Raw genomic sequence first — 21,833 nt, forward strand, 5'->3', positions numbered from 1 at the left:
GCCTTACCCTGCATGCTGAATTCCACACGTGTTCAAGACCAGGCTGTAACAAGCCGGCAGATTACTGCCAAGTCCATCACCTCATCCCCTGGCAGGCAGGAGGCTACACCAACATCAAGAATCTGACGTTCTTGTGCGCCTACCACAACGGCATTAACGACGATGACCCACAAAGACCTACCGGGCGCGGCTACATGTACCGGCTCAACACCGGGGTCAGCTTCATCCCACCCTGGGGCACACCAATCACCGCAATGCCCGAATACCAAGAAGCACTAGCCAGACTCAACGCCGAACAAGCAGGACAACCACCAGAGGAACCACCCGACAGCAGCTAACCCCCACAGCCACCAAACACAGAAACGGCAGAAAGGACACCGCCAACCACCGACCCCGCCAACCCAAAGATGGTTGACGGGCACATCGGCGATCCCTAACCACGATTCACGCGCTTCCCGCCGGGAGTTAAGCCCTTAAAGGGCCAAACCCGCCAACCGGAAAATGATTGACGGGTTTGCTGTCGTGCACTGATGCAGCTCGAGCAGGCCGAGCCTTGCGGCGGCTGACCGCGTTGGGGCGAAGACCAGAGGTGGTTAGTCGAGGGTCGGCGTGGGGTCCTCGCCGATGACAACTTCCACCGTGACCGCATCGGGGCGCAGGGTCTCTTCCAACTGGGCAGCTACGACGCCGCCCTCCGCCTTGACGGTTCGCGTAATGCGCAAGACCGGTTGGTTCCGACCCACTCCAAGGGCTTTCTGTTCCTCCGTGCGCGCGGTGGCGGCCACGAGGGAGTCCCGCTTAAACACGGGCACCAGGTCAAGCTCCGTCAACAGCTCGGTCAGCGGCTTCTGGACATCCTCTTCCGTGAGGTCCGAGGCCAAGGCCTGCGGGATAAAAAGGGTGGAGGCCATGATGGGCGAGCCCTCGGTCAACTGCACCGCGCGGCATTCCCACACGGAATCACCTTCCTCAATCCCGAAGGTGGAAGCGAGATGCCCAGGCACCTCAATCAGCGTCAGCGACAACACCCGCACCTCAACATCGAGGCCATGCTCACGCAGCTGGTCAAGCGCGCTGCGTCCGCTCGTCAGGCTCAGCGTCGGCGGGGTGGCACGCACGAAGGTGCCACCGGTGCGCCCGCGCTTGCGGTCAATGAGACCTTCGATCTGGACGATGTCCAGCGCGTGACGCACCGTCATGCGCGCCACCTTGTATTCCTGGACTAACTCCCGCTCCGTGGGAAAGCGGTCACCCGGCTTCAGTTCGCCGGATTCAATCTTGCTCCGCAGCGAATCCGCGATCACCAAATAGGCGGGGCGGCGACGTTGAGAGGTGGACACGCCTCAACACTGTACCGTGCGCTGCGTTTTTCGCATCTTGAGAGAAAACGCGGCTCCTACTTGCGCTGATTCAACTCAATGCGCGGGCGCACGCGAATCTCAGTCAGCTGCGTCGTCGGGCCAGCATCAACGGTGGCGCGGATGGCCTTCGCCACCTCCACAGGAGCGATGACATGCTCTGGGTTGTAATCCTGCAGGCCCTGCAGCATCGGGGTATCCGTCGGGCCCGGCGCGACGGTGGACACGCGGATGCCGAGCTCGCCGAGGCGCAGGCCGTCGGCAAGCGCGTAGAGCGCGTGCTTCGTCGCCGCGTAAATCACGTTGTCCCCGTAGGAGTGGATGCCCGCACCGGAGTTGATGAAGACCACAAGCCCTTCCGCCGCACGCAGCGCGGGCAAAAGCAGGCGGGTCAGCTCGGCTGGTACGTGCACGTTGAGGTCCATCTGCGCGCGCCAATCCTCCGGCCGAGCGCTTTCCACCGAGCGCTTATCCGCCCGGGCCGCCGCATGCACAAGCACGTCCACGCGCTCAAGCGAAGCCAGTTCGGTGGGAAGCGGTGAGCCGTCGAGAAGCGACAGCAAATCGATTGCCACCGGCACGATGTTCTCCGCCTCCGGCAGCTCCCCGGCGCGCCGCCCCAGGGCATAGACGCGGTGGTCCCGGGCAAGGTCCTTGATGATCTCCGCGCCCATTCCACCCGTCGCACCAGTTACAACGGCAGTTTTCACCATGGTTGTTCCTCCTTCTCGTTAGCGGAAACGCTTCGGCACATCCGGCTCCCCCAGCGTCAGCATCAGGCGGTTAGCCCAGTTGAAGAACGCGGTGGAGTTGATGACATCGATGATGGCTAGGGTATCGAATCCCACGGACTCGAGGCGTTCAACGTGGGAGGCGTCGAAGGCAAAGGGTGACTCGGTCAGGGCCAGGGCGGCATCGCGAATGGCGGACCACTGCGCCGAGCCCAGGTCAGCGGAAACGCCTTCCTCGAGCAGGCGGTCAATCGCCGCGGCGTCACCGCCCTCTTCCTTGGCGCGCTGCTGGTGCACCGACGCGCAGTACTCGCAACCGTTGAGACGCGATACCACCGTGGCGGCCAGCTCACGCTCGGCGCGGCCGAGTCCGCCGTCGGTGTTGTAGAAGATGTCCAGGTCCGTGAGCGTGCGCGCCTTGAGCGCGGCCGGATCGCGGGCGAGCAGACGGAAGTACTCCATATCGATGCGCTCGGGCTTAATGAGCGCATCGCGCTGCGCGTCTGTGAACTCCTCCTTCGGCTGCGGCGGCACCCACGGCTTCCAGCCCAGCGAGTGCGCTACAAAGCCCTGCGGCTTGGCGACGTCCGGCACCAGCGTCCCCTCCCCCGGCACCCACTCCGGGGTCTGGGTGGGACGCGGCGCCTCAGTCACGGGCGCGGGCTGTGCAGTACCGGCAAGCACGGAGAGGCCGTGCGCCACGCGCAGCTGGAAAGACAGGAAGCTGACCAGCTGCGCCAGCGTCACGATGTCATCGTTGGACCAGCCGGCCGCCTGCAGGTGACCGATCGCGGCCGGAGAGGCGTCCTTCGGGTGAAAGACCAGCAGGTGGGCGAAGTCGAGGGCAGCGGCGAGGCGCGGGGAGCCGTCGAAAAGCGTGAAGTCGCCATCAATATAAGGGCCGGTGGTGACGCCGCGCTCCACCGCGCGGGATATTTCGGCGGCGAGTTCCTCTGATTCCTCCGCCAGCAGGTCAGAATAAAAGGCGACGGCAGGCGTCGCCTGATACACGCCCGCCACAAAGGCAGCGATGGCGTAGCGTTCCGCATAGTTGAACGTGCCGGGCGTTGAAGGTTCGAGGAGCGCGGCAAAGGAGGCCTGCGCGTTCTCCTTGGCTTCGGGCCGGCGCTCGCGCAGCTTGGCGACGTCCCCCTCAACACCCGCCAACAGGTTAATGATGTCTGCCATGAATTAATCCTTTCGTTTTCGCCCAGGCTACAGGCCCAGGTTGAGGTCGCCGGCGCGGTAGCGCGAGCCGGGGATGGCCTCGATGAGCTTCCGGGTAAACGGTGATTGTGGGTTACTAAAGACCTCGGCGGTGGGCCCGCATTCCACCTGCTGGCCCTTTGAGAGCACCGAAACGGTATCGGAAATCTGGTTGACCACTGCGAGGTCGTGCGAGATGAAAATGTAGGTCAGGCCGAGTTCCTCCTGCAGCCGGGCCAGTAGGCGCAGGATCTGGGCCTGCACGGTGACGTCGAGAGCGGAGACGGCCTCGTCGAGGATGACCAGCTCCGGTTCCACGATCATGGCGCGCGCGATGGCCACGCGCTGGCGCTGGCCGCCGGAGAGCTCGCGCGGACGGCGGTCGTAAAAGTCCGGGTTGAGAGCTACCAGGTCCAAGAACTCCTTGGCCTTTTCCTTGGCCGCGCTGGCACGCACCGCCTTCAAGTTCCGCAGCGGCTCCGCCACCGTCTGGCCGATGGACTGCTTGGGGTCCAGCGAGCCATAAGGGTTCTGGTAGACCAGCTGGATGTTGTTTCGCTCTTCGCGCAAGGCCTTACCACGCAGGCCCACGATGTCGCGGCCGCCCACGGTGATGCTACCGGAAGTCGGGGTGTTGAACATGGCGATGCTGCGCCCCGTCGTGGTCTTGCCGGAACCGGATTCGCCCACGATGGCATGGGTGGATCCCTTGGCCACGGTGAAGGATATGTCATCGACGGCGGTGAAATCACCGAAGCGTTGGGCCAGGCCTTCCACGCGCACCAAAGGTTCGCCCGCGGCGCCATCAGTGGTTGCGTCGGTCTTGGAGGCGGCGTCGCGAGAAGTAGCTGCTGGGCCGGCGTCGGCGACGGTGAGGGAAGGGGCGTCGGCAAGCAGGCGCTTGGTGTAGTCGTGGCGCGGGTTCGTCAGCACCGTGGCGGCGAGGCCTTCCTCGCGAAGCTGGCCGGATTCCATGACCACGACGCGGTCGGCGCGGTCACCGGCCACGGCGAGGTCGTGGGTAATGAAGAGGATGCCCATGCCGAGCTCCGCGCGCATGTCGTCGAGAAGATCGAGGATGATCTTCTGCACGGTGACATCCAGCGCGGAGGTGGGCTCATCGGCGATGATGAGGTCGGGCTCCAGCGCTACGGCGGCGGCGATGAGCACGCGCTGCTTCATGCCGCCGGACAGCTCGTGCGGGTACTGGTGATAGCGGCGCTGGGGATCATCGATGCCGACGCGCTCCAGCAGTTCCAGTGCTTTGGCCTTGCGCTCGGCCGCAGTACCAACCTTGTGGATGCGCAGCCCCTCCTCCACCGAGGCGCCGATGGTCTGCACTGGGTTGAGGGAGTTATTGGGGTCCTGCGGGATGAGGCCGATGCGCCGCCCACGCAGCTCACGCCACTCGCGGCGACGCAGCGAGGTGATATCGCGGCCATCGAAGGTGATGGTTCCGGCATCGATGGTGGCATTCGAGGGCAGCAAGCCGATGGCTGCCATGGCGGAGGTGGTCTTGCCGGAGCCGGACTCGCCCACGATGGCGGTCATCTGCCCCGGGTGAACCTCGAGGTTGACGCCTTGCACGGCGGAAACGTCACCACCTGCGGTGGAATAGGACACGTTGAGGTCCCGCACGCGCAGCAGGGGCTGCGCTGCATTTTTTATACCAGACATGTTAGGCCTCCACGGGGAAGTTTTGGGACAGGCGGTTGGCGGACATCACCACGGCGACCAGCGCGATGCCGGGCAGGATGATGAGCCACCAGGCGGTGGCCATGAAGTCACGGCCCTCGGCGATAATGAGGCCCCATTCCGGGGTCGGCGGCGGGGCGCCGTAGCCCAGGAAGCCGAGGATGGACAGCTGCAGGATCGCGGTGCCGAATTGCAGGGTGGCCAGGGCAATAACGGGGGTGAGTGAATTGGGAAGGATGTGGCGGAAGAGCACGGTGGCGTGGGTGGCGCCAGCGCCGTATGCGGCCTCGATGTAGTCCGAGCTGGCCACGGTGATCACCTGGGAGCGGGCCAAACGGGCGAAGGTCGCCACGGACGTCGCACCGACAGCCACCGCCGCCTGCACGGAGCCAAAGCCCAGAACGATGATGATGGACAGCGACAGCAGGATGCCGGGGATGGACAGCAGCACGTCGACGACGCGCATGAGGACGGTGTCCACCGCTCCTCGCAGGGAGCCGGCGAGCAAACCGATGAGCGTACCGACGACCAGGCCGACGGCCACGGCGATCAGCGCGCCGAGGAGCGACTGACGGGCACCGTAGACGATGCGTGCATAGAGGTCGCGCCCCACCGCATCCGTGCCCATGAGGTGGCCGGACTCCCCCGGCGCCAACAGAGCTACGTCGGTGCCCGCATAGGGGTCGGCCGAGGTAAACAGACTTGGGAAAAGCGCGGCCAGGAAAGCGATCACGAGGATCACGATGGCGATGATGGAACCCGGCGCGAGCCACGGGTTCGCGGTGTGGCGGCGCGGCGCCCGTGTAGAACGCAGCGGTTTGGTGTGCGTCATGCTCATGAGCGCACCTTCCTTTCTTCAGCGGCGGTAGCGCGGCGCTCCGGGGCGCTGGCACGCAGGCGCGGATCCAGCACCGGGTAGAGCAGGTCCACCACGAGGTTGATGATGATGTAGGAGGTCGCAGCGATGAGAACCACGGCCAGCAGCACCGGGGTATCGCGGTTCGCCACGGCCTGCGCCACCATGTAGCCCAAGCCGGTGCGGCCAAAGACGGTTTCGGTCACCACGGCACCGCCGACGAGCTCGCCGAAGAGCAGGCCCGCCATGGTCAAGGTGGGCAGCAGCGAATTGCGCAGAACGGTGCGCCAGAAGATCCACGACTCCGAGGCACCGCGTGCGCGCACCGCCTGAACAAAAGGCCGCGACTGCGTCTCATCGATGGAGCGGATCAATACCTGAATGAGCGGTGCGGCCATGGGCACGGACAGCGTCAAGGTAGGCAGGATGAGGCCCTCCACGCTGCCGGGTTCAATGACGCGCACCCAGCCCAGCTGGAAGGAAAAGAACTGGATGAGCAGGATGGCAATCCAGAAGCCGGGCAGCGAGACCATGAAGGAAGGCAGACCCCGGAAGAAGGAGCCGATGGCGCCGAGACCGGGCAGCGTCGCTAGGAAGGCCACGAGCACGGCCACAATAAGCGCCAAGCCGATGGCGCTGGCGGCCAGGATGAGGGTGTGGGGAAGGGCGTCGGCAAGCAGCGTGGCTACCGGAGCGCCCGACTGCGTGGAGTTGCCGAAGTGCCCGGTGAGGAAGCCACCCAGGGAGGTGAAGTACTGCACCACGAGCGGCTTGTCGACGCCCATCTCCTCCCGAATAGCCTCAATCTCCGCCTGGGACAGGCCCAGGGCAGGGTCGCCGAAGCGCGACTGGACGGCATCCGATGGCAGCGCCGACAGGAGCACAAAGGCCACGGTGTAGGTAATGAGCAGCACGAGGAGGGCCTGCCCAATGCGGCTGAAGAGTTGGCGGGTTGTCATTTATTTCTCCTCCTCATCCGATGCCGCGGCGTCGATGGACACCTCGTAGAACCACGGGCGCGCCACCGATTCCGGGCTAAAGCCCGAAATGCCTGGACGGACGGCGTAGACCACAGGTTCCTCAAAGAGCGGCAGCGCATAGGCCTGCTCGGTGATGTAGTCCTGGACTTCTTCCGTGGCCTTGATGCGGCCTTCCTTGTCGGGGGTGTCGAGGACGGCGTCGAGAAGCTCCTGCAGGTGCGCGTCGATTGGGGTGCCCTCCGCGTCTTGGTTGAGGAAGGCGTCGCGGTTGTTGATGCCGTAGAGCGAGGTGATGACGTCATAGTCGGCGCGGCCCACCATCGAGTGGTAGATCTGCACCTTGTCAACGTCCTTGGCATCGGCGTTCTGCGTGGCCTGGTCGCCGGCGTTGACTTGGATGCCGATGCCCAGCTCACCCAGCTGGTCCTGCACCATGGTCATAACTTCCTTGGAACGCGGCTGCGGCAACGCGGTATTGGTGCGCAGGACGAGGCGCTGGCCGTCCTTGACGCGGATGCCATCCGGGCCGGGTTCCCAGCCGGCCTCGTCGAGAAGCCGCTTGGACTCCTCCGGGTCGAAGGTATAGGCGGCGGACTGATCCTTGTAGGCCAGGCCGGTCTTGGCCACCGTGGAGGTGGCCAGCGGGTAGGACTCGGAGAAGAGCACGCGGAGGATCTCCTCGCGGTCCACGCCGTGGATGATGGCCTCGCGTACGCGCTTGTCCTGCAGCAGAGGGTGGTTAAAGCGGAAGGCGAACTGGTTATTCATGGAGTTCGTGCCGCGGGCAATAATGTTGATGCCCTGTTCCTGAAGCAGCGGCTCTTGCGGGGCGGAGATCTGGCGGGCGATATCGGCCTGGCCGGAGAGGATGGCGCCGGTGCGCACGGACTCTTCGGCGGCGAGGATGTAGTGGACGCCGTCGATCTCCGCGCGCCCCTGGTGCTTGACCGCTGGCGGGGCCCAGTCGTAGTCCTCGCGGGTCTTGAGCTTAAGGTCAGTGCCTATTTCTTCCGATTCCACCACGAAGGGGCCCGAGCCAATGACGTTAACCGCGTTGCCGGGGCCGAAGCCCTCGTTGTCCAAGGCCAGCGTTGAATCGGAGAGCAGGCCGGCGTTGTAGGCGGAGGTGGCCTGGAGGAAGCCCGGAGAAGACTGGGTGAAGTAGAACTTCACGGTGTCCTCGTCCACGACCTCGCCGTGGTCATAGTTGGCAATCTGCTCGGAGCTGGTCAGCGTGCGGGATTTATCGCCGCGGCCGAAGAGGTCGAAGTTGGCCACGACGTTCTCGGCGGTCAAAGGAGAGCCATCGGAGTAGGTGACGTCGGTGCGGATGTTGAACGTGTACTCCGTGGCATCGGCGTTGACCTTGGGCATCTCCGTGGCAATCCACGGCGAGAGCTCGAGGGTCTCGGGGTCTTGGTACAGGAGGCGATCGGTCAGCTGGTTGACCACGCCGCCGTTGGGATAAAAGCCGGCGGCCGGCGGGTAGAGCGTGCGGAAGAACTGCGGCTCTAGGTAGGTGAGGACGTTGTCCTCCCCGTCCGGCCGCTCCGCGGCGGAGCAGCCAGCTAAGGCGAGGACTGCTGCCAGGGTGGCGGCGAGTGCGCGTAGGGTTTTCACGGTATTGCTTTCAGAGAGTAGATAGTCGGTTTGAATTGTGTCTACGGATTTAACACAACGTATACTGACCGGTATTATTCCACTAGACAGCACAGTCTAAATGTTTGAGGTTGATCTTTATGCCCTCCATCGCCATCGTCGGGGCCGGCCCACGCGGCATCTCGCTGGTCGAGCGCCTCGCGGCCCACCTGCGCGCGACCCCCCTTGAGTCACCCCTGCACCTCCACATCATCGATGATGCCCCGCTGGGCGCTGGCCGCATTTGGGATACGGAGCAGACCCGCACGTTGTGCATGAACACGCTGGCCGGCGCGGTCACTCTGTTCACCGAGCCCAGCTCCACCACCACCGCGCCGGTCCTCGAGGGCCCCATCCTCTACGAGTGGATCCAGCTCCTGCGTGGCGAGCGCCCCGACATCGCGCCTGCCAAGCTGGAGCTTTATGATTCCCACCCGCCGCGCGAGGAGCTAGCCGCTTCCTTTGCCGAGGAACTCGCGCGAACCCGCCCGGAGTCCAACCCTTCCCGCGCGCTTTACGGCGCCTACCTGGAGTGGGTCTTCGAGGTTGCGCTGACTCAGCTGCCGGAGACCGTGGACGTCGTCCAGCACCGCGCCCGCGCGCTGTCCGTGGAGGAGCGCGGTGAGCAGGACGCCATTACACTTTCCGACGGCTCCACCGTCACCGCCGACGCCACCGTCCTGGCCTACGGCTGGCAGGTACCGGCGCTCAGCGAATCCGAACGCGCACTGGCGGAGGCTGCGCACTCGGATCTGCATTGGGTGCGGCCAGATAACCCCGTCGAGCAGCCAGTGTCTGAGGTCCCCGCGGGCGAGAAGGTCCTGATCCGCGGCCTGGGCATGGGCTTCTTCGACATCATGGCGCTGCTCACCATCGACCGCGGTGGTGAGTTTGTGGGGGATCCCTCCACGCGCTCCGGGCTGCGCTACGAGCCCAGCGGTGAGGAGCCGCACTTCATCGTCTCCTCCGGCCGCGGCTACCCTTATATCCCAAAGTCGGAATATCACGCGCTGCCGCCGAAGGCCGCGCTGACCCGTTTCCGCGCCGCGGTGGCCGCACTGGTTCCGGAGGTCGAGCTGGACTTCGGCACGCAGTTGCTGCCGCACATTCTGCGCGATGCCTACGCCGAGTACTACGAGAACCAGGCGCGGGTCGCGCCTGATGCCCTGCAGCGCCCCCTCGCGGATATCATCGCCACCATCGATGCCACTGTGGTGGATGCCAACGACCTAGCAGGCATGGCAGACCAGCTCACCGCAGCCCTCGAGGGCTCCTCCGCGCAGCCTTTGGATCTTGCGCATTGGGCGAACCCACTCGACGATTTCACCGACGGTGAGATCACCGAGTACATCGCCGAAGGCTTAGCGCGCGACATCATCGAGGCCGTCGCCGCCGCCGATTCCCCGCTGAAGTCCGCGCTCTGGGCCATCTCTGCCGCGCGCAAGCCCTCCTCGATTGCGGGTTCAGAAGGCCGGATGACATGGGAGTCCCGCACCAGCACGTACAAGGAGTTCATGGCCTTCGGACAGATGGTAGGCTCCGGCCCGCCGCTCTTCCGCACGCGCCAGCTGCTCGCGCTTGTCGACGCCGGCCTCGTCACCTTCCTGGGTCAGCGCCCCCAGCTAGAGATCGGCGAGAAGTTCACGCTGCGTACCGCGCACGGTGAGGCTTCCTCCACCTGGCTTATCGACGCCTGGATGCACTCCCCCGACGTCCGCCGCGCCGGCGACCCACTGGCGGTATCCCTCAACGGGCGTGTTCGCGCGTTCGTCGACCATGGTCAGGCCACCGGCTCGCCGGAGACGACGTGGAACCGCCGCGTGGTCAACCCCGGTGGCATCGAGGACCCGCGCTTGCACATCGTGGGCATCCCCACCTATTCGCAGTGGCCGGACACCACCATCTCCCCCATGCCCGGCACGGACCCACTCATGCTGCAGGAAACCGACCGCACGGCCGGCTCCCTGCTCAATTCCCTCTAATCACACACAGCGAAAGCGCCGAGGCTCAAAACCTTGGCGCTTCGGCGGTTTTAGTGAAGGGCGTCGAGGGCCTGCTCCAGGTCCGCGAGCAAGTCATCGATGGACTCGATGCCCACCGAGATGCGCACGAGGTCTGCCGGTGGCACGAGCTCGGAGCCCTCAGCGGAAATGTGCGTCATGTTCTGTGGGTGCTCAATGAGGGACTCGACACCGCCAAGGGACTCAGCCAGCGAGATGAGCTTGGTGTTGAGACAAATCTGGCGGGCGTGCTCCTCGCTGTGGAAGCGCACGGACAGCATCCCGCCGAAGCCACGCATCTGCTTCTTAGCCAGCTTATGGCCCGGGTGCGAGGGCAGGCCCGGGTAGAGAACCTGCTTGACCTCTGGGCGGGATTCCAGGAACTCGGCCACGGCCTGCGCATTGGAACAGTGGCGATCCATGCGGACTTCCAAGGTCTTGATGCCGCGGGCGGTGAGGTAGGCGTCGAAAGGCGAGGACACCGCGCCGACGTTGCCCTGGAAATAGAGCAGGCGCTCATCCATCTCCGCGGAGTTGGTCACGACCGCACCACCCAGCACATCCGAGTGGCCGCCCAGGTACTTCGTGGTGGAGTGCAGGACGTGATCCGCGCCCAGCTCCAAAGGATTCTGCAGGTAGGGCGTGGCAAAGGTGTTGTCGACGACAATCTGAGCGTCGGTAGCCGCCTTAACAACCTCAGAGACTGCGGCGATATCCGTGATCGTCGTCGCCGGATTGGTCGGGGTCTCCAACCAAATGAGCTTGGTGTTCTCTTTCAACGCCGCCTCTACCGCCGCGGCATCGGCGGTATTGACGATGGACAGCTCGATACCCCACTCACCATAATCATGGTGCAGGAGGCGATACATGCCGCCATAGGCATCGTTGCCGAGGATGACGTGGTCACCTGGACGAACAAGAATCCGAATGAGGGTATCGACGGCCGCCATGCCCGTGGCGAAACAGCGCGCATACTCGGCATTCTCGAGCGCCGCGAGGGTCTTCTCCAGAGAATGAACGGTGGGGTTAGCCACTCGCCCGTACTCATAGCCGCCGCGCAGCTGCGCGAGGCCATCCTGCTGGTACGTGGTGGAGGCGTAGATCGGTACGTTGATGGATCCCATGTAGGGATCCGGCTGGTAACCGGCATGGATGGAACGGGAGGAAAAGCCAAGAGTGCGGTTGTCAGTCATGAGGCACAATTCTAGACCAAGCTGTTCAGTCGCGGGAAAGACAAGCTTTTTATATTCAGCTCTCTTCCCTACCATCGGTAAGCGTCAGTCGTGAGCGATAGCAGAAAGGACACACGTGACCAGACCAACCGCATACCTAAGCGCTTCCTCCGAGCTAACCGACGGGGCTGTCGACGCGGTCACCCGCTGGTGGCAAACAGAAAACATGCAGTCCTGGCTCATCGACAAACCCATCGGCATCGCGCTCATCCTCATCGTCGCCATCATCGGCAGCTGGCTGCTGCGCCGGCTCATCACCAAGCTGGCTGATAACAGCATCAAGAAGGGCAAGCTCAGCTCGCCGCTCTCCCCGCGCAAAGCGCACAAAACAACCGACAAGGTCCTCGAGCAAACACAGGAGGCTCGGCGCACCTCCCGCATCCAGACCCTCGCCGGCGTCGGACGCTCCGCGGTTGCCATATTCGTCTGGGTCTGGGCAGCGCTCGCCATCTTGGACAAGCTCGGAGTCAACGTCGCCCCGCTCGTGGCCTCAGCCGGCGTGGTTGGTGTCGCCCTTGGTTTCGGCGCCCAGGCGCTGGTCAAGGACTTCCTGTCCGGCATCTTCATGCTCATGGAGGACCAGTACGGCATCGGTGACACCATCGACCTCGGAAACGGGGTCTTCGGCGACGTGGAGTCAATTTCCCTACGTATTACCACGGTCCGCGATATCGATGGCGCGCTATGGTACGTCCGTAACGGCGAAATCTTGCAGGTGGCCAACCATTCCGACCGCTACTCCGTCGCCCGCGTCCAGGTCCCCATCGCACTGAGCAACGACCCCACCCGCGCAGTCGATGTCATCACCTCCGCAGCAGAGGACGCCGCCCGCGACCCCGAAATCAAGGGCTTCATCCTGGCCAAACCTACGGTCAATGGAATGTCCGGTTTGGAAGTTGACCACATGTCCTACCGCGTTTCCGTCAAGACGCTACCGGGCAAACAATGGGATGTGCAGCGCGCGATGCAGGCGAAAATCCTCACCGCCATGCATACGGAAGGAATTACCACGCCCTACCCGCGAGGGATGGCTATCTTTGATTTGGAAGAACCCAGCCTGACGCGAAAGGAAGATTAGGCGTGCAACCAACGAGCGTGTACGAAGCCGTCGGCGGAATGGAGACCTTTGAGAAACTCGTCGGCGGTTTCTATGCACAGGTGCGCGAGGATGATCTCATCGGACCGATGTACCCACAGCAGGATTGGGAAGGCGCGGAAAAACGCCTGACCTGGTTCCTCGTGCAGTACTGGGGTGGACCCCAGCTCTTCTCAGAGAATCGCGGTCACCCGCGCCTGCGCATGCGCCACGCGCCCTACCCCATCGACATAGCTGCCCATGATCGCTGGCTCGAGCTCATGGGCAATTCCTTGGCACAGATCGACAAGGAGACCATCCCGCCGGCCTACCGTGCGATGATTTGGGACCACATGGAGCGAGTAGCGGCAATGCTCATCAACCGCGCACCCTAAGTAGGGCTATAGCAAAATGAATATAGCTCTGGGGCCTCCGAGCGAGCTCTGATACTGTTCGCCTAATAGAAATTAGCTCCGACACAAAGTTCTACGATGACCAATCTCTCACTCTCCCCAGGACTATCCGCCCCTTCGCTGCCACGAAGGACACGCAATATTCGCTACACCGGCGTCTTCCTAGGAATTGTGCTGGCAGCCTTGTCCTACTTCGCGATGCCGCAATCTGCCGGTTTCGATGCCCGCGTCACCGCTGCGATCGTCGTCCTCATGGGCACATGGTGGATAACCGAAGCCCTCCCCCTCGCCGTCACCGCGATGGTCCCACTGGTCGCCTTCCCCGCCCTAGGCACAGCCGACATGAAAGATGTTGCCGCATCTTATTCTGCGCAAATCATCTTCTTGTTCCTTGGCGGGTTCCTCCTCGCCCTCGGCATCCAACGCTGGAATCTACACCGGCGAATAGCGCTCTTCATTGTTCTCCTTGTGGGAACAAAACCAGATCGCCTCATCCTCGGTATGATGCTCGCCACCGCAGCTTTAGGTATGTGGGTGTCCAACACCGCAACGGCGCTCATGATGATTCCGCTGGGCGCGTCCCTCGTAACATTAATTAAAGAGCGAAGCGGCACGACGAACGTCTCGAATTTCAGCGCCGGTCTCCTTCTTGGCATCGCCTTTGCAGCAACCATCTCCGCTTTCGGAACGATAATTGCCTCTCCCGGAAATGCCTTTGTGGTCGGCTACCTCAACGACGCCATCGGAACAACCATCACGTTCCCGCAATGGATGGTTTTCGGAACACCCCTAGCGCTTGGTTTTACGCTTGTGGGCTGGTTCATCATCACGAAAGTGGTGTGGAAACCCGAAATCGAGAACATCCCGGGTGGCCGGGAGCTGTTCCAGAAAGAGCTCGCCGCCCTGGGGAAGATGAGCTTCGGAGAGTGCCTTGTCGCCATTGTCTTTGGCATTACCGCGCTCGCGTGGATGTTCGTATCGCTCATCTTCAAAGACACCTGGGCTACCGACGCCGTCATCGCAATGATTGCCGGAATGTCCCTCTTCATCCTGCCCGGCCGACCGCAAGACGGGGTCATGCTCATGGATTGGGAAACCGCGCGCGATGTCCCGTGGGGCACGCTTCTTCTCTTCGGCGGCGGCCTGGCGCTGTCCGGCCAGATCACCAGCAGCGGACTCGATAAATGGATTGGTGAGGCCTTCTCCGGTCTAACCGCCCTCCCTTTCTGGGTAGCGCTTGCGCTCATCGTCCTCATCGTTATTCTGACGACAGAGATCACGAGTTCTATGGCCACGATTGCAACGTTCGTGCCTATCGTCGTCGGGCTTTCCCAGGCCTTGGGCTATGACCCGCTGCTCATGGCCATCGTTGTCACTCAGGCCTGCCAGTGCGCATTTATGCTGCCTGTCGCCTCGGCCCCGAACGCCATTGCGTTCGGAACCGGGGCCGTCAATATCCGTCAGATGGTTATCACCGGAATTTGGTTCAATGCCATCGGCTTCGTGTTGGTCTACGCTGTGGCCTTCACGTTGCTGCCAATGGCACTCAACCTCTAAAGCCCGAAGGCGTCCTTCACGGGCTGGGACACCAGCTCTCCCCCGCAGGTCATTAGACCATTGGCCAAGCCCGGGAAGCGCTCGACCGCACCGTCGAAGCCGCCGGCAGCCAGGGCGCGCATGTACGGCAAGGTCGCCGAGCCGAGTGCGCGCGCGGAGGTGTTCGCCACCGCGCCCGGCATGTTGGCAACACAGTAGAAGAGGGTGTCGTGCACCTTGAAGGTTGGCTCATCGTGCGAGGTCTTGTGGGAGTTCTCGAAGCAGCCGCCTTGGTCAATGGCAACGTCGACAAGCACGGCGCCCTTCTTCATGCGCTTAACCACATCCTCCCGAACCAACTTCGGGGCGGCAGCACCGGGTACGAGGACGGCGCCGATGACGAGGTCGGCGGCGAGAAGCTCCGCTTCCAGCGTGGCAGGGTCCGACACCAGGGTGCGCACGCCGCCCTGGTACTGCTCATCGAAGCGCTGCAGGACGTGCGGGTCAAGGTCGAGCACCGTGACTTCCGCGCGCAGGCCATGCGCCATAGCCACCGCGGACGCGCCAACCTGGCCGCCGCCGATGACCACCACTCGTGCCGGTTGGGTGCCCGGCACGCCGGAGACCAGCAAGCCACGCCCACCCTGCGTGGACAACAGATGGTGCGTTCCCTCAATGACGGCGAGGCGCCCGGCCACCTGGGACATCGGTGTCAAAAGCGGCAGAGTGCCGCGGGCATCGGTAACCGTCTCATAGGCCACGGCGGTGGTTCCGGCCTCAACCAGGGCGTCCGTCAGCGGACGGTCCGCCGCCAGGTGGAGGTAAGTGAAGAGCAGCAGATCCTCGCGCAGGTAGCCATACTCGGCCTCGAGCGGTTCTTTGACTTTGACCACCATGTCCGCCGCCCAGGCCTCCTTAGCGGTGGCGACGATAGTCGCACCCACGGCTTGGTACTCGGAGTCCGGGAAAGAAGCGCCTTCTCCGGCCCCAGTTTCCACTAGAACCTCATGGCCGTCTTTGATGAGTGCGTGCGCAGCGCTCGGGGTAAGAGCGACGCGGTTCTCGTTGTTCATGATTTCTTTGGGTGCCGCAATACGCATCGTGCGAGCTATCTCCTTTTATTGAAGAAACTGAATTCGACCCCTTAATAGTAACGCAAATCACGCTGCGTTGCGGGCGTAGAAACCACACAGTTTTCCCGCGGTGCTGTGCCCCGCCGCGGACTCTGCGGCGGCGAGGCTGGAGACGTCTTAGAACAAAGACAGCCGCGTGGAGTGATAAACACTGCCATAGGGCGCGTCGAGGCGCACCCACCGCCCCTTGCCCGCCACGCGCAGGTGGCGGGGGATATCGAGCGACGCAGCAAAGCCCGGGATGAGACCCAAACTCGTGCAGGCGAAGATCATCCGCATAGGAATCTCTACTTGGGTCTCCGCGCTCTCCACGGTGAGCACGGTTTGATTCAACAGGCTTTTCGGCGGTCCCATCGGACCAGAGAATTGCCGAGCTAACTGCCGGCCTTTATCCGCTAATTCACGGACGACGTCGACAGGCAATGAATCAATCTCTCGAAACCCCGTCGCCGGCGGCAAGGCCCCCGGCCATGAGGGGTCGCGCGCGGGGCCTAGGTCAAGCACCTCCGCTCCGTCCTCCTCAAGGAGGTGTTCGGGGGTGGTGCGGAGGGCGTCGAGAAGCGCCTGCGCCGACACCACTGCCCCATCGCGGCCAACGACGCCCTCGCAGCGCCGCGCTACGACGACGTCGAAGGGGGTCGTGACAAAAACCTCAACGTGGGTGGCGTCGTATTGACGCAAGCGCACCGTCGCTGAGGCATCCAGCCCCGTCGCACGAGCGAGGAGGGCCTGTAGCCCCACCCCGCCGTTGTGCAATGTCAGGGATTCACTCTCCATAATTGCGCTGGCCGCCTACTGCTCGTCCAACTCGACGACAGCATTTTCCAGGATGATGGTGCGCTCCTGCTCAGAAACCTCCCGCGGCATCTGGGTATCTGGATCAATGGTGACCTGCACACAGTCGATGACGCAGGCCACCTGGCCTTGCGCGTCCTTGATCTTCTGACGAGTGGTAAACGACGTGGCTCCAAGGCGCACCACCGTGGTCTCCACCGTCACCGTGCCATGCCGTCCATCCCACTTGATGGGGCGGACATAGTCCGCGTCGATGTGGCGAACAAAAGCCACCATGTTTAGGCCACGTGAATAGAAGTGGTGCATGGCAAAGGCCAAGCGCGCTTCCTGCGCCAGCTCGATAAAGTTGGCGTTCATCATGTGGCCGTACATGTCGAAGTCCGACCAACGCACTCCCACGGTGAGCTCGTGGACGTTGTCCTTAGTCTCCTCCGACACAACATTCTGAGCGGGCATTCCAGAATCCTTCCGAAGATTTCCTTTGAGTGTTAGGGCTGAGCGGCCCTAGCGGCTGAGCTTGCGGTGGGTAACGCGAGACGGACGGGCGGCGTCCTCACCGAGGCGCTCGACCTTGTTCTTCTCGTAATCGCCGAAGTTACCCTCGAACCAGAACCACTGGCCTTCCGCGACATTGCCTTCCCAGGCCAGGATGTGGGTACAGGTGCGGTCGAGGAACCAGCGATCGTGGGAAATAACCACGGCGCAGCCGGGGAACTTTTCCAGCGCGTTTTCCAGGGAGCCCAAGGTTTCCACGTCCAAGTCGTTGGTCGGCTCATCGAGGAGGATCAGGTTGCCGCCCTCTTTGAGGGTCAGGGCCAGGTTCAGGCGGTTGCGCTCACCACCGGAAAGAACCTTAGACGGCTTCTGCTGGTCCGGGCCCTTAAAACCGAATGCGGAGAGGTAGGCGCGGGACGGCATCTCGTTCTGGCCAACGTGGATGTAGTCCAGCCCATCGGAGACGACCTCCCACACGGTGGCCTCTGGGTCGATGTTTTCGCGTCCCTGGTCAACGTAGGAAAGCTTGACGGTCTCGCCGACGGTGACAGAACCGGAATCCGGCTCTTCCAGGCCCACGATGGTCTTGAACAGGGTGGACTTACCCACACCGTTCGGGCCGATAACACCGACGATGCCGTTGCGCGGCAGGGTGAAGGACAGGTCCTTAATAAGGACGCGACCATCGAAGCCCTTGGTCAGGTCCTTGACCTCCACAACCTTGTTGCCCAGGCGCGGCGGGGTCGGAATCTGAATCTCCTCGAAGTCGAGCTTCTTGTACTGCTCGGCTTCTGCAGCCATCTCCTCGTAGCGCTGGAGACGGGCCTTGTTCTTGGCCTGGCGCGCCTTCGCACCGGAACGAACCCACGCGAGTTCTTCCTTGAGGCGCTTCTGCAGCTTCTTGTCCTTAGCACCAGCAACTTCGAGGCGCTCAGCCTTCTTCTCCAGGTAAGTGGAGTAGTTGCCCTCGTAGGGGTAGAGCTTGCCGCGATCAACCTCACAGATCCAGCCCGCAACGTGGTCGAGGAAGTAGCGGTCGTGGGTCACGGCCAGGACGGCGCCCGGGTAGGACTCGAGGTGCTTCTCCAACCACTGGACGGACTCGGCGTCGAGGTGGTTAGTGGGCTCGTCGAGCAGCAGGAGATCCGGTTCACTCAGCAGCAGCTTGGCCAGCGCGACGCGGCGGCGCTCACCACCGGACAGGTTAGTCACCGGGTCATCAGACGGCGGGCAGCGCAGTGCCTCCATGGCCTGCTCGATCTTGGAGTCAACCTCCCACGCATCCGCGTGGTCGAGCTCCTCCTGTAGCTTGCCCATTTCTTCCATGAGCTCGTCGGAGTAGTTGGTGGCCATCTCTTCCGCGATCTCCTCGAAGCGCTGCTTCTTCTGGAAAATCTCCCCGAGGCCTTCTTCGACGTTCTCGCGGACCGTCTTCTCCTCGTTGAGCGGCGGCTCCTGGAGGAGGATGCCGACCGTCTTGCCCGGGTCAATGAAAGCCTCGCCGTTGGAAGGCTGATCGAGGCCGGCCATAATTTTCAGGATCGAGGACTTACCTGCACCGTTGGGGCCCACGACGCCAATCTTGGCGCCCGGGTAGAAAGCCATAGTGACATTGTCCAAAATAACCTTGTCACCGATGGCCTTACGCACGTTTTTCATCGTGTAGATGAATTCGCCCATGTTTCACCCTTTACTTCTGTCAGGATTGGTCAATAACAGTACAAAGAGTACATCACATGGGCGGTGGTAGTCCCCCGTCCTTAGGCCATAGCTTCTTCTGGCGCCGGTTCGCGGTGAGCTTCGGCCGCGCTCTGCGCTTGCTGACGATCCGCCGCAGTATCCTGCGGGGTATCTCCCGACTGCAGAGCAGCCGGCAATGCCTCATCCTCCGCAGTACTCGGCGGTGCCGTGTAATCCACATCCAGTACTGGCGGATTCTCCCCCAGCCAGAGGGCTTCGCTGCCCTCCTCACCATAGGAAGTACCAATCTTGGTGGAGGTGATGCAGAAGCGGTTGAGGTCGAGGCCCACGTGGGCGATCTTGATATAGGTCCTAGAGCGCTTTGCCCCGTTCTTATCCTCCCACCGGTCCGTGACAATGGAGCCCATAACAAAGACCGGCATGCCCTTAAACAGGGACTTCTTAACATTGATGGCGCACTGGCCCCACACCTCACCGTCGATATAGTTAAGGTCCAGCTCCCGCCACACAGTCTTGCCCTCGTCATCCTTTTCCGGAACGCTGCGCGAGGAAGCAAAGCGGAGGCGGGCCTTGTACATGGTTTCGCTGATTTTGGTCAGGTGGGGGTCGTGAGTCAGGCGCCCCGTGAGTGAAATTGGGTATTGAGACATTGCGTGATTCCTTTGCTGTTTGTGGCTGGTGCTCTTTTCAATGCGAGGAAGCGATGCGCCTCCCGTACCTCGCATCATCGCCACCCATCAGCGCGCCCGCAATGACCTCACTGCCAACCTGTGGATAACTTGTTGAAAGCATCAACAACATATCCGTTTCGCCCGGTAAGCACTCTTTTTCACGCACCCAGGGTGGGCACTCCCGCTAGTGCTGGCGGAAGGTGGAATCATCCCCTTCGCTCATCTGCTTGAGCATGGCGTTATAGCTTTCCAAATCAGCATCGCCGTCAATATCCGCCTTAGCATCATGGCGCCGAGCGGTGGCACGATCCTCCCGCAGCCAGTCAAGGAATAGCGAACCAAACACAATCACCAGCGGGAATTGGCCGAAGCCCCAGGAAATACCGCCGCCGGTTCGTTGGTCCGTGACAAAGTCCGGGTGCCACGGCAAGCTCAAGGACTCATAGAAGTCCAAGCCCAGAATGACTTGCATCTGCATGAGGTAGACGCCGGCAAAAAGGTGCAGGGGCATCGACACGAAGAGGATGAGCAGGCGAATGCCCGTCGGCGCGCGCCACGGCAACGGGTCCGGGCCAATAACTTCCCAGTAGTAGATGTAGCCAGAGATCAAGAAGACCCAGTTCATAATCACGTGCCCAGCGTGTTCCGAAATGGCGAGCTCATAAAAGTTCGGGAAAAGGTAGAGCACGTAAAGGAAAGCCAGGAACTGCACAACGTTGACCGCTGGATGCGTAAGAATGCGCAAGGTACGAGCCTTGGTGAGGGCGACGGCGGCGTCGTGAAGCGTGGGCTTGCCCGGCTCCCCAGGCTCAAAAGCTTCCATCACTAAGGTCACCGGAGCGCCCAGCACAAGGCACAGCGGGACTGCCATGGACAGAATCATGTGCACCAACATGTGCATGGAGTACAGCGCCGGCATATACAAGCCGATGCCATTGCTCATAATCAGCGTCATGCCCAGCGCTCCCACAAGGAACCACGCAGTGCGTCCTGCCGACCACGTCAGCCCGCGGCGCTTGAGGCGCCACAGCGCGTACAGGTAGAAGCCGGCCAGCACGATCCCCAGCGAGCCAAACATGAGATCAAAGCGGAACATGGTCCACACGTTGGTGGCGGTGGGGGCGTCGAAAAGCTCATAGCCCAGCAGAATCTGCATGGCGTTGAGATTCGGGTCCCGCGGCGGCGGGGGCGGCGTACGGCCCATCGAGATGGCTACGCCAACGGTCGCCGCCATGATGAGAACCTCAACCACAGCCACCCTGATAAACAGGCGCGGCGAACTCTTCAAGTGAGGGATGGTAACCCGTCGGTGCACGAAGCCGATGGCTGCCAACACCACGGTGAGCACCGCTTTGCTCAGCACTAACAGGCCGTACCGAGTAGTGAACAGATCCCCGAACTCAACGCGAATCAGCGCATTAACTACGCCTGTAGCTGCCAGCCCCACGATGGAGAACAACGCGACCGAGGAATAGCGACGCACCGCCACACCCATATCTGGGCCAAGGCGGCGGCCATGGGCGATGAGCCCCATGAGTCCACCGACCCAGAGCATGATGAAGAACAGGTGCAGCAGCAGCGAGTTCGTACCGTAGTCATGATCGCCACCGGAAGCCGAGTGGCCCTCCATCCCGAGAGGCACCGTCAGCAACAAGGACAAGAAAAACGTTCCGACTTGGCCCGCCCACGTGCGTGCGACAAAACCAGATACGGCAACAACCACTGCGATAGCTGCGGTGAGCAGCCAGACTTGCGACGCCGCGATCTGCCCCACTGCCATGCCCATGAGCTCCGGGTTGAGAACCTTAGCCAACGGGGTACCGGTGAGATCCGACATGACGAGAGGGACCTCTAATAAAGACACCACCGCGGCGCCCACCGCCGCCCATGCGCCGGTCCGCGCTGCGATGTGCCCATCGACGGTGAGCGTGGCCTTGATGAGGCGCTCGTTGTCCTTGTCCGGTACCGCCGGGTAGATAAAGAAGGCGCTCGACATAAAGGAGCCGATAGAAAGCGCCATGAGCATCCACGCGATAGCGCGGAAGAAGGGCAGGCCGAATGTTGTCATACGCCCTGGGTCGGGGATGCCTAGGGCGGCGAGCGAGTCCGCAAGAAAGAACAGAGAAATGATTCCGCCGACGAGGCCCGCGAAGACGACGAAAGAAAGATTCAACAAGCGGGAAGGCTGCGCTCCCGACGTCGAGTGTGCCGGCCCCCGAAAACGCTGTGAGCTGGGAGTTTCTTTCTCAGTGTGCATGGTGGGCAGTCTACCGTCACGGAGGTTCTCTTACCTAAAAGGTAGTTTTTTCTCAGCTTTC

At 62.4% G+C, this 21,833-nt stretch carries 19 protein-coding genes; 5 read left to right on the plus strand and 14 right to left on the minus strand.

The window, feature by feature from the left end; all coding sequences use genetic code 11:
* Window positions 1–338 (plus strand): HNH endonuclease signature motif containing protein (locus HMPREF2808_RS13220; protein WP_141752614.1); only part of this gene is annotated, 338 nt, incomplete at its 5' end.
* 255 nt (window positions 339–593) lie between these two features.
* Here HMPREF2808_RS13220 and HMPREF2808_RS12315 read toward each other — a convergent pair.
* Genes HMPREF2808_RS12315 through HMPREF2808_RS12345 form a run of 7 tightly spaced genes read right to left on the minus strand, consistent with a single transcriptional unit; the run spans window position 594 to window position 8,446 of the window.
* Window positions 594–1,340 (minus strand): GntR family transcriptional regulator, encoded by a 747-nt coding sequence (locus tag HMPREF2808_RS12315; protein WP_070522251.1) that lies wholly within the window; start codon window positions 1,338–1,340, stop codon window positions 594–596.
* A 56-nt stretch (window positions 1,341–1,396) separates the two neighbouring features.
* Window positions 1,397–2,071: an SDR family oxidoreductase gene (locus HMPREF2808_RS12320; RefSeq protein WP_070531482.1), complete on the minus strand. Its 675-nt coding sequence runs from the start codon at window positions 2,069–2,071 to the stop codon at window positions 1,397–1,399.
* Between the two features lie 18 nt (window positions 2,072–2,089).
* Window positions 2,090–3,277 (minus strand): alkylhydroperoxidase domain protein, encoded by a 1,188-nt coding sequence (locus HMPREF2808_RS12325; protein ID WP_070624935.1) that lies wholly within the window; start codon window positions 3,275–3,277, stop codon window positions 2,090–2,092.
* A gap of 27 nt (window positions 3,278–3,304) precedes the next feature.
* Entirely contained in the window at window positions 3,305–4,972 is a 1,668-nt protein-coding gene (locus HMPREF2808_RS12330; protein WP_070624937.1) for a dipeptide ABC transporter ATP-binding protein, read from the minus strand.
* Window position 4,973: 1 nt separating this feature from the next.
* On the minus strand, window positions 4,974–5,828 hold the full coding sequence (locus tag HMPREF2808_RS12335) for an ABC transporter permease (protein ID WP_070624939.1): 855 nt from the start codon (window positions 5,826–5,828) through the stop codon (window positions 4,974–4,976).
* Window positions 5,825–6,805: an ABC transporter permease gene (locus tag HMPREF2808_RS12340; RefSeq protein WP_070624941.1), complete on the minus strand. Its 981-nt coding sequence runs from the start codon at window positions 6,803–6,805 to the stop codon at window positions 5,825–5,827. The genes HMPREF2808_RS12335 and HMPREF2808_RS12340 overlap by 4 nt, the downstream gene beginning before the upstream one ends.
* Entirely contained in the window at window positions 6,806–8,446 is a 1,641-nt protein-coding gene (locus HMPREF2808_RS12345) for a TIGR04028 family ABC transporter substrate-binding protein (RefSeq protein WP_070624943.1), read from the minus strand.
* A 119-nt stretch (window positions 8,447–8,565) separates the two neighbouring features.
* Between HMPREF2808_RS12345 and HMPREF2808_RS12350 the strand changes: the two genes are divergently transcribed.
* Entirely contained in the window at window positions 8,566–10,446 is a 1,881-nt protein-coding gene (locus HMPREF2808_RS12350) for an FAD/NAD(P)-binding protein (RefSeq protein ID WP_070522272.1), read from the plus strand.
* Between the two features lie 50 nt (window positions 10,447–10,496).
* On the opposite strand, the gene HMPREF2808_RS12355 is transcribed toward HMPREF2808_RS12350, so the two are convergent.
* Window positions 10,497–11,657, minus strand: coding sequence for a cystathionine gamma-synthase (locus tag HMPREF2808_RS12355; protein ID WP_070522275.1), 1,161 nt, complete (start codon window positions 11,655–11,657; stop codon window positions 10,497–10,499).
* Between the two features lie 115 nt (window positions 11,658–11,772).
* On the opposite strand from HMPREF2808_RS12355, the gene HMPREF2808_RS12360 reads away from it, so the two are divergent.
* The 3 genes from HMPREF2808_RS12360 (at window position 11,773) to HMPREF2808_RS12370 (ending at window position 14,741) form a co-directional block, all read left to right on the plus strand.
* Window positions 11,773–12,774: a mechanosensitive ion channel family protein gene (locus HMPREF2808_RS12360; protein WP_070624945.1), complete on the plus strand. Its 1,002-nt coding sequence runs from the start codon at window positions 11,773–11,775 to the stop codon at window positions 12,772–12,774.
* 2 nt (window positions 12,775–12,776) lie between these two features.
* Window positions 12,777–13,166, plus strand: a complete 390-nt coding sequence (locus tag HMPREF2808_RS12365) for a globin (protein ID WP_083309069.1) — start codon at window positions 12,777–12,779, stop codon at window positions 13,164–13,166.
* Between the two features lie 96 nt (window positions 13,167–13,262).
* On the plus strand, window positions 13,263–14,741 hold the full coding sequence (locus HMPREF2808_RS12370; RefSeq protein WP_070624947.1) for an SLC13 family permease: 1,479 nt from the start codon (window positions 13,263–13,265) through the stop codon (window positions 14,739–14,741).
* On the opposite strand, the gene ald is transcribed toward HMPREF2808_RS12370, so the two are convergent.
* The 6 genes from ald to HMPREF2808_RS12400 form a co-directional block, all read right to left on the minus strand.
* Window positions 14,738–15,820, minus strand: coding sequence for an alanine dehydrogenase (gene ald, locus HMPREF2808_RS12375; RefSeq protein WP_070624949.1), 1,083 nt, complete (start codon window positions 15,818–15,820; stop codon window positions 14,738–14,740). The two genes, HMPREF2808_RS12370 and ald, sit on opposite strands and share 4 nt — an antisense overlap.
* Window positions 15,821–15,970: 150 nt before the next feature.
* On the minus strand, window positions 15,971–16,630 hold the full coding sequence (locus tag HMPREF2808_RS12380; protein ID WP_070624951.1) for a DUF8185 domain-containing protein: 660 nt from the start codon (window positions 16,628–16,630) through the stop codon (window positions 15,971–15,973).
* Between the two features lie 15 nt (window positions 16,631–16,645).
* Window positions 16,646–17,104 (minus strand): acyl-CoA thioesterase, encoded by a 459-nt coding sequence (locus tag HMPREF2808_RS12385; protein WP_070522287.1) that lies wholly within the window; start codon window positions 17,102–17,104, stop codon window positions 16,646–16,648.
* Window positions 17,105–17,152: 48 nt separating this feature from the next.
* Window positions 17,153–18,823 carry an energy-dependent translational throttle protein EttA gene (ettA, locus tag HMPREF2808_RS12390; RefSeq protein WP_070522290.1) on the minus strand — a complete coding sequence of 557 codons (1,671 nt, stop codon included), beginning with the start codon at window positions 18,821–18,823 and terminating at the stop codon, window positions 17,153–17,155.
* Between the two features lie 80 nt (window positions 18,824–18,903).
* Window positions 18,904–19,494 carry a single-stranded DNA-binding protein gene (locus HMPREF2808_RS12395; RefSeq protein WP_070522293.1) on the minus strand — a complete coding sequence of 197 codons (591 nt, stop codon included), beginning with the start codon at window positions 19,492–19,494 and terminating at the stop codon, window positions 18,904–18,906.
* A gap of 205 nt (window positions 19,495–19,699) precedes the next feature.
* A complete protein-coding gene (locus tag HMPREF2808_RS12400; RefSeq protein WP_070624953.1) occupies window positions 19,700–21,772 on the minus strand; it encodes a bifunctional copper resistance protein CopD/cytochrome c oxidase assembly protein in 2,073 nt (690 codons plus the stop codon).
* Window positions 21,773–21,833: the final 61 nt, after the last annotated feature.

This window comes from Corynebacterium sp. HMSC078A10 (genome assembly GCF_001811565.1).
GTDB classification, from domain to species: Bacteria; Actinomycetota; Actinomycetes; order Mycobacteriales; family Mycobacteriaceae; genus Corynebacterium; species Corynebacterium hesseae.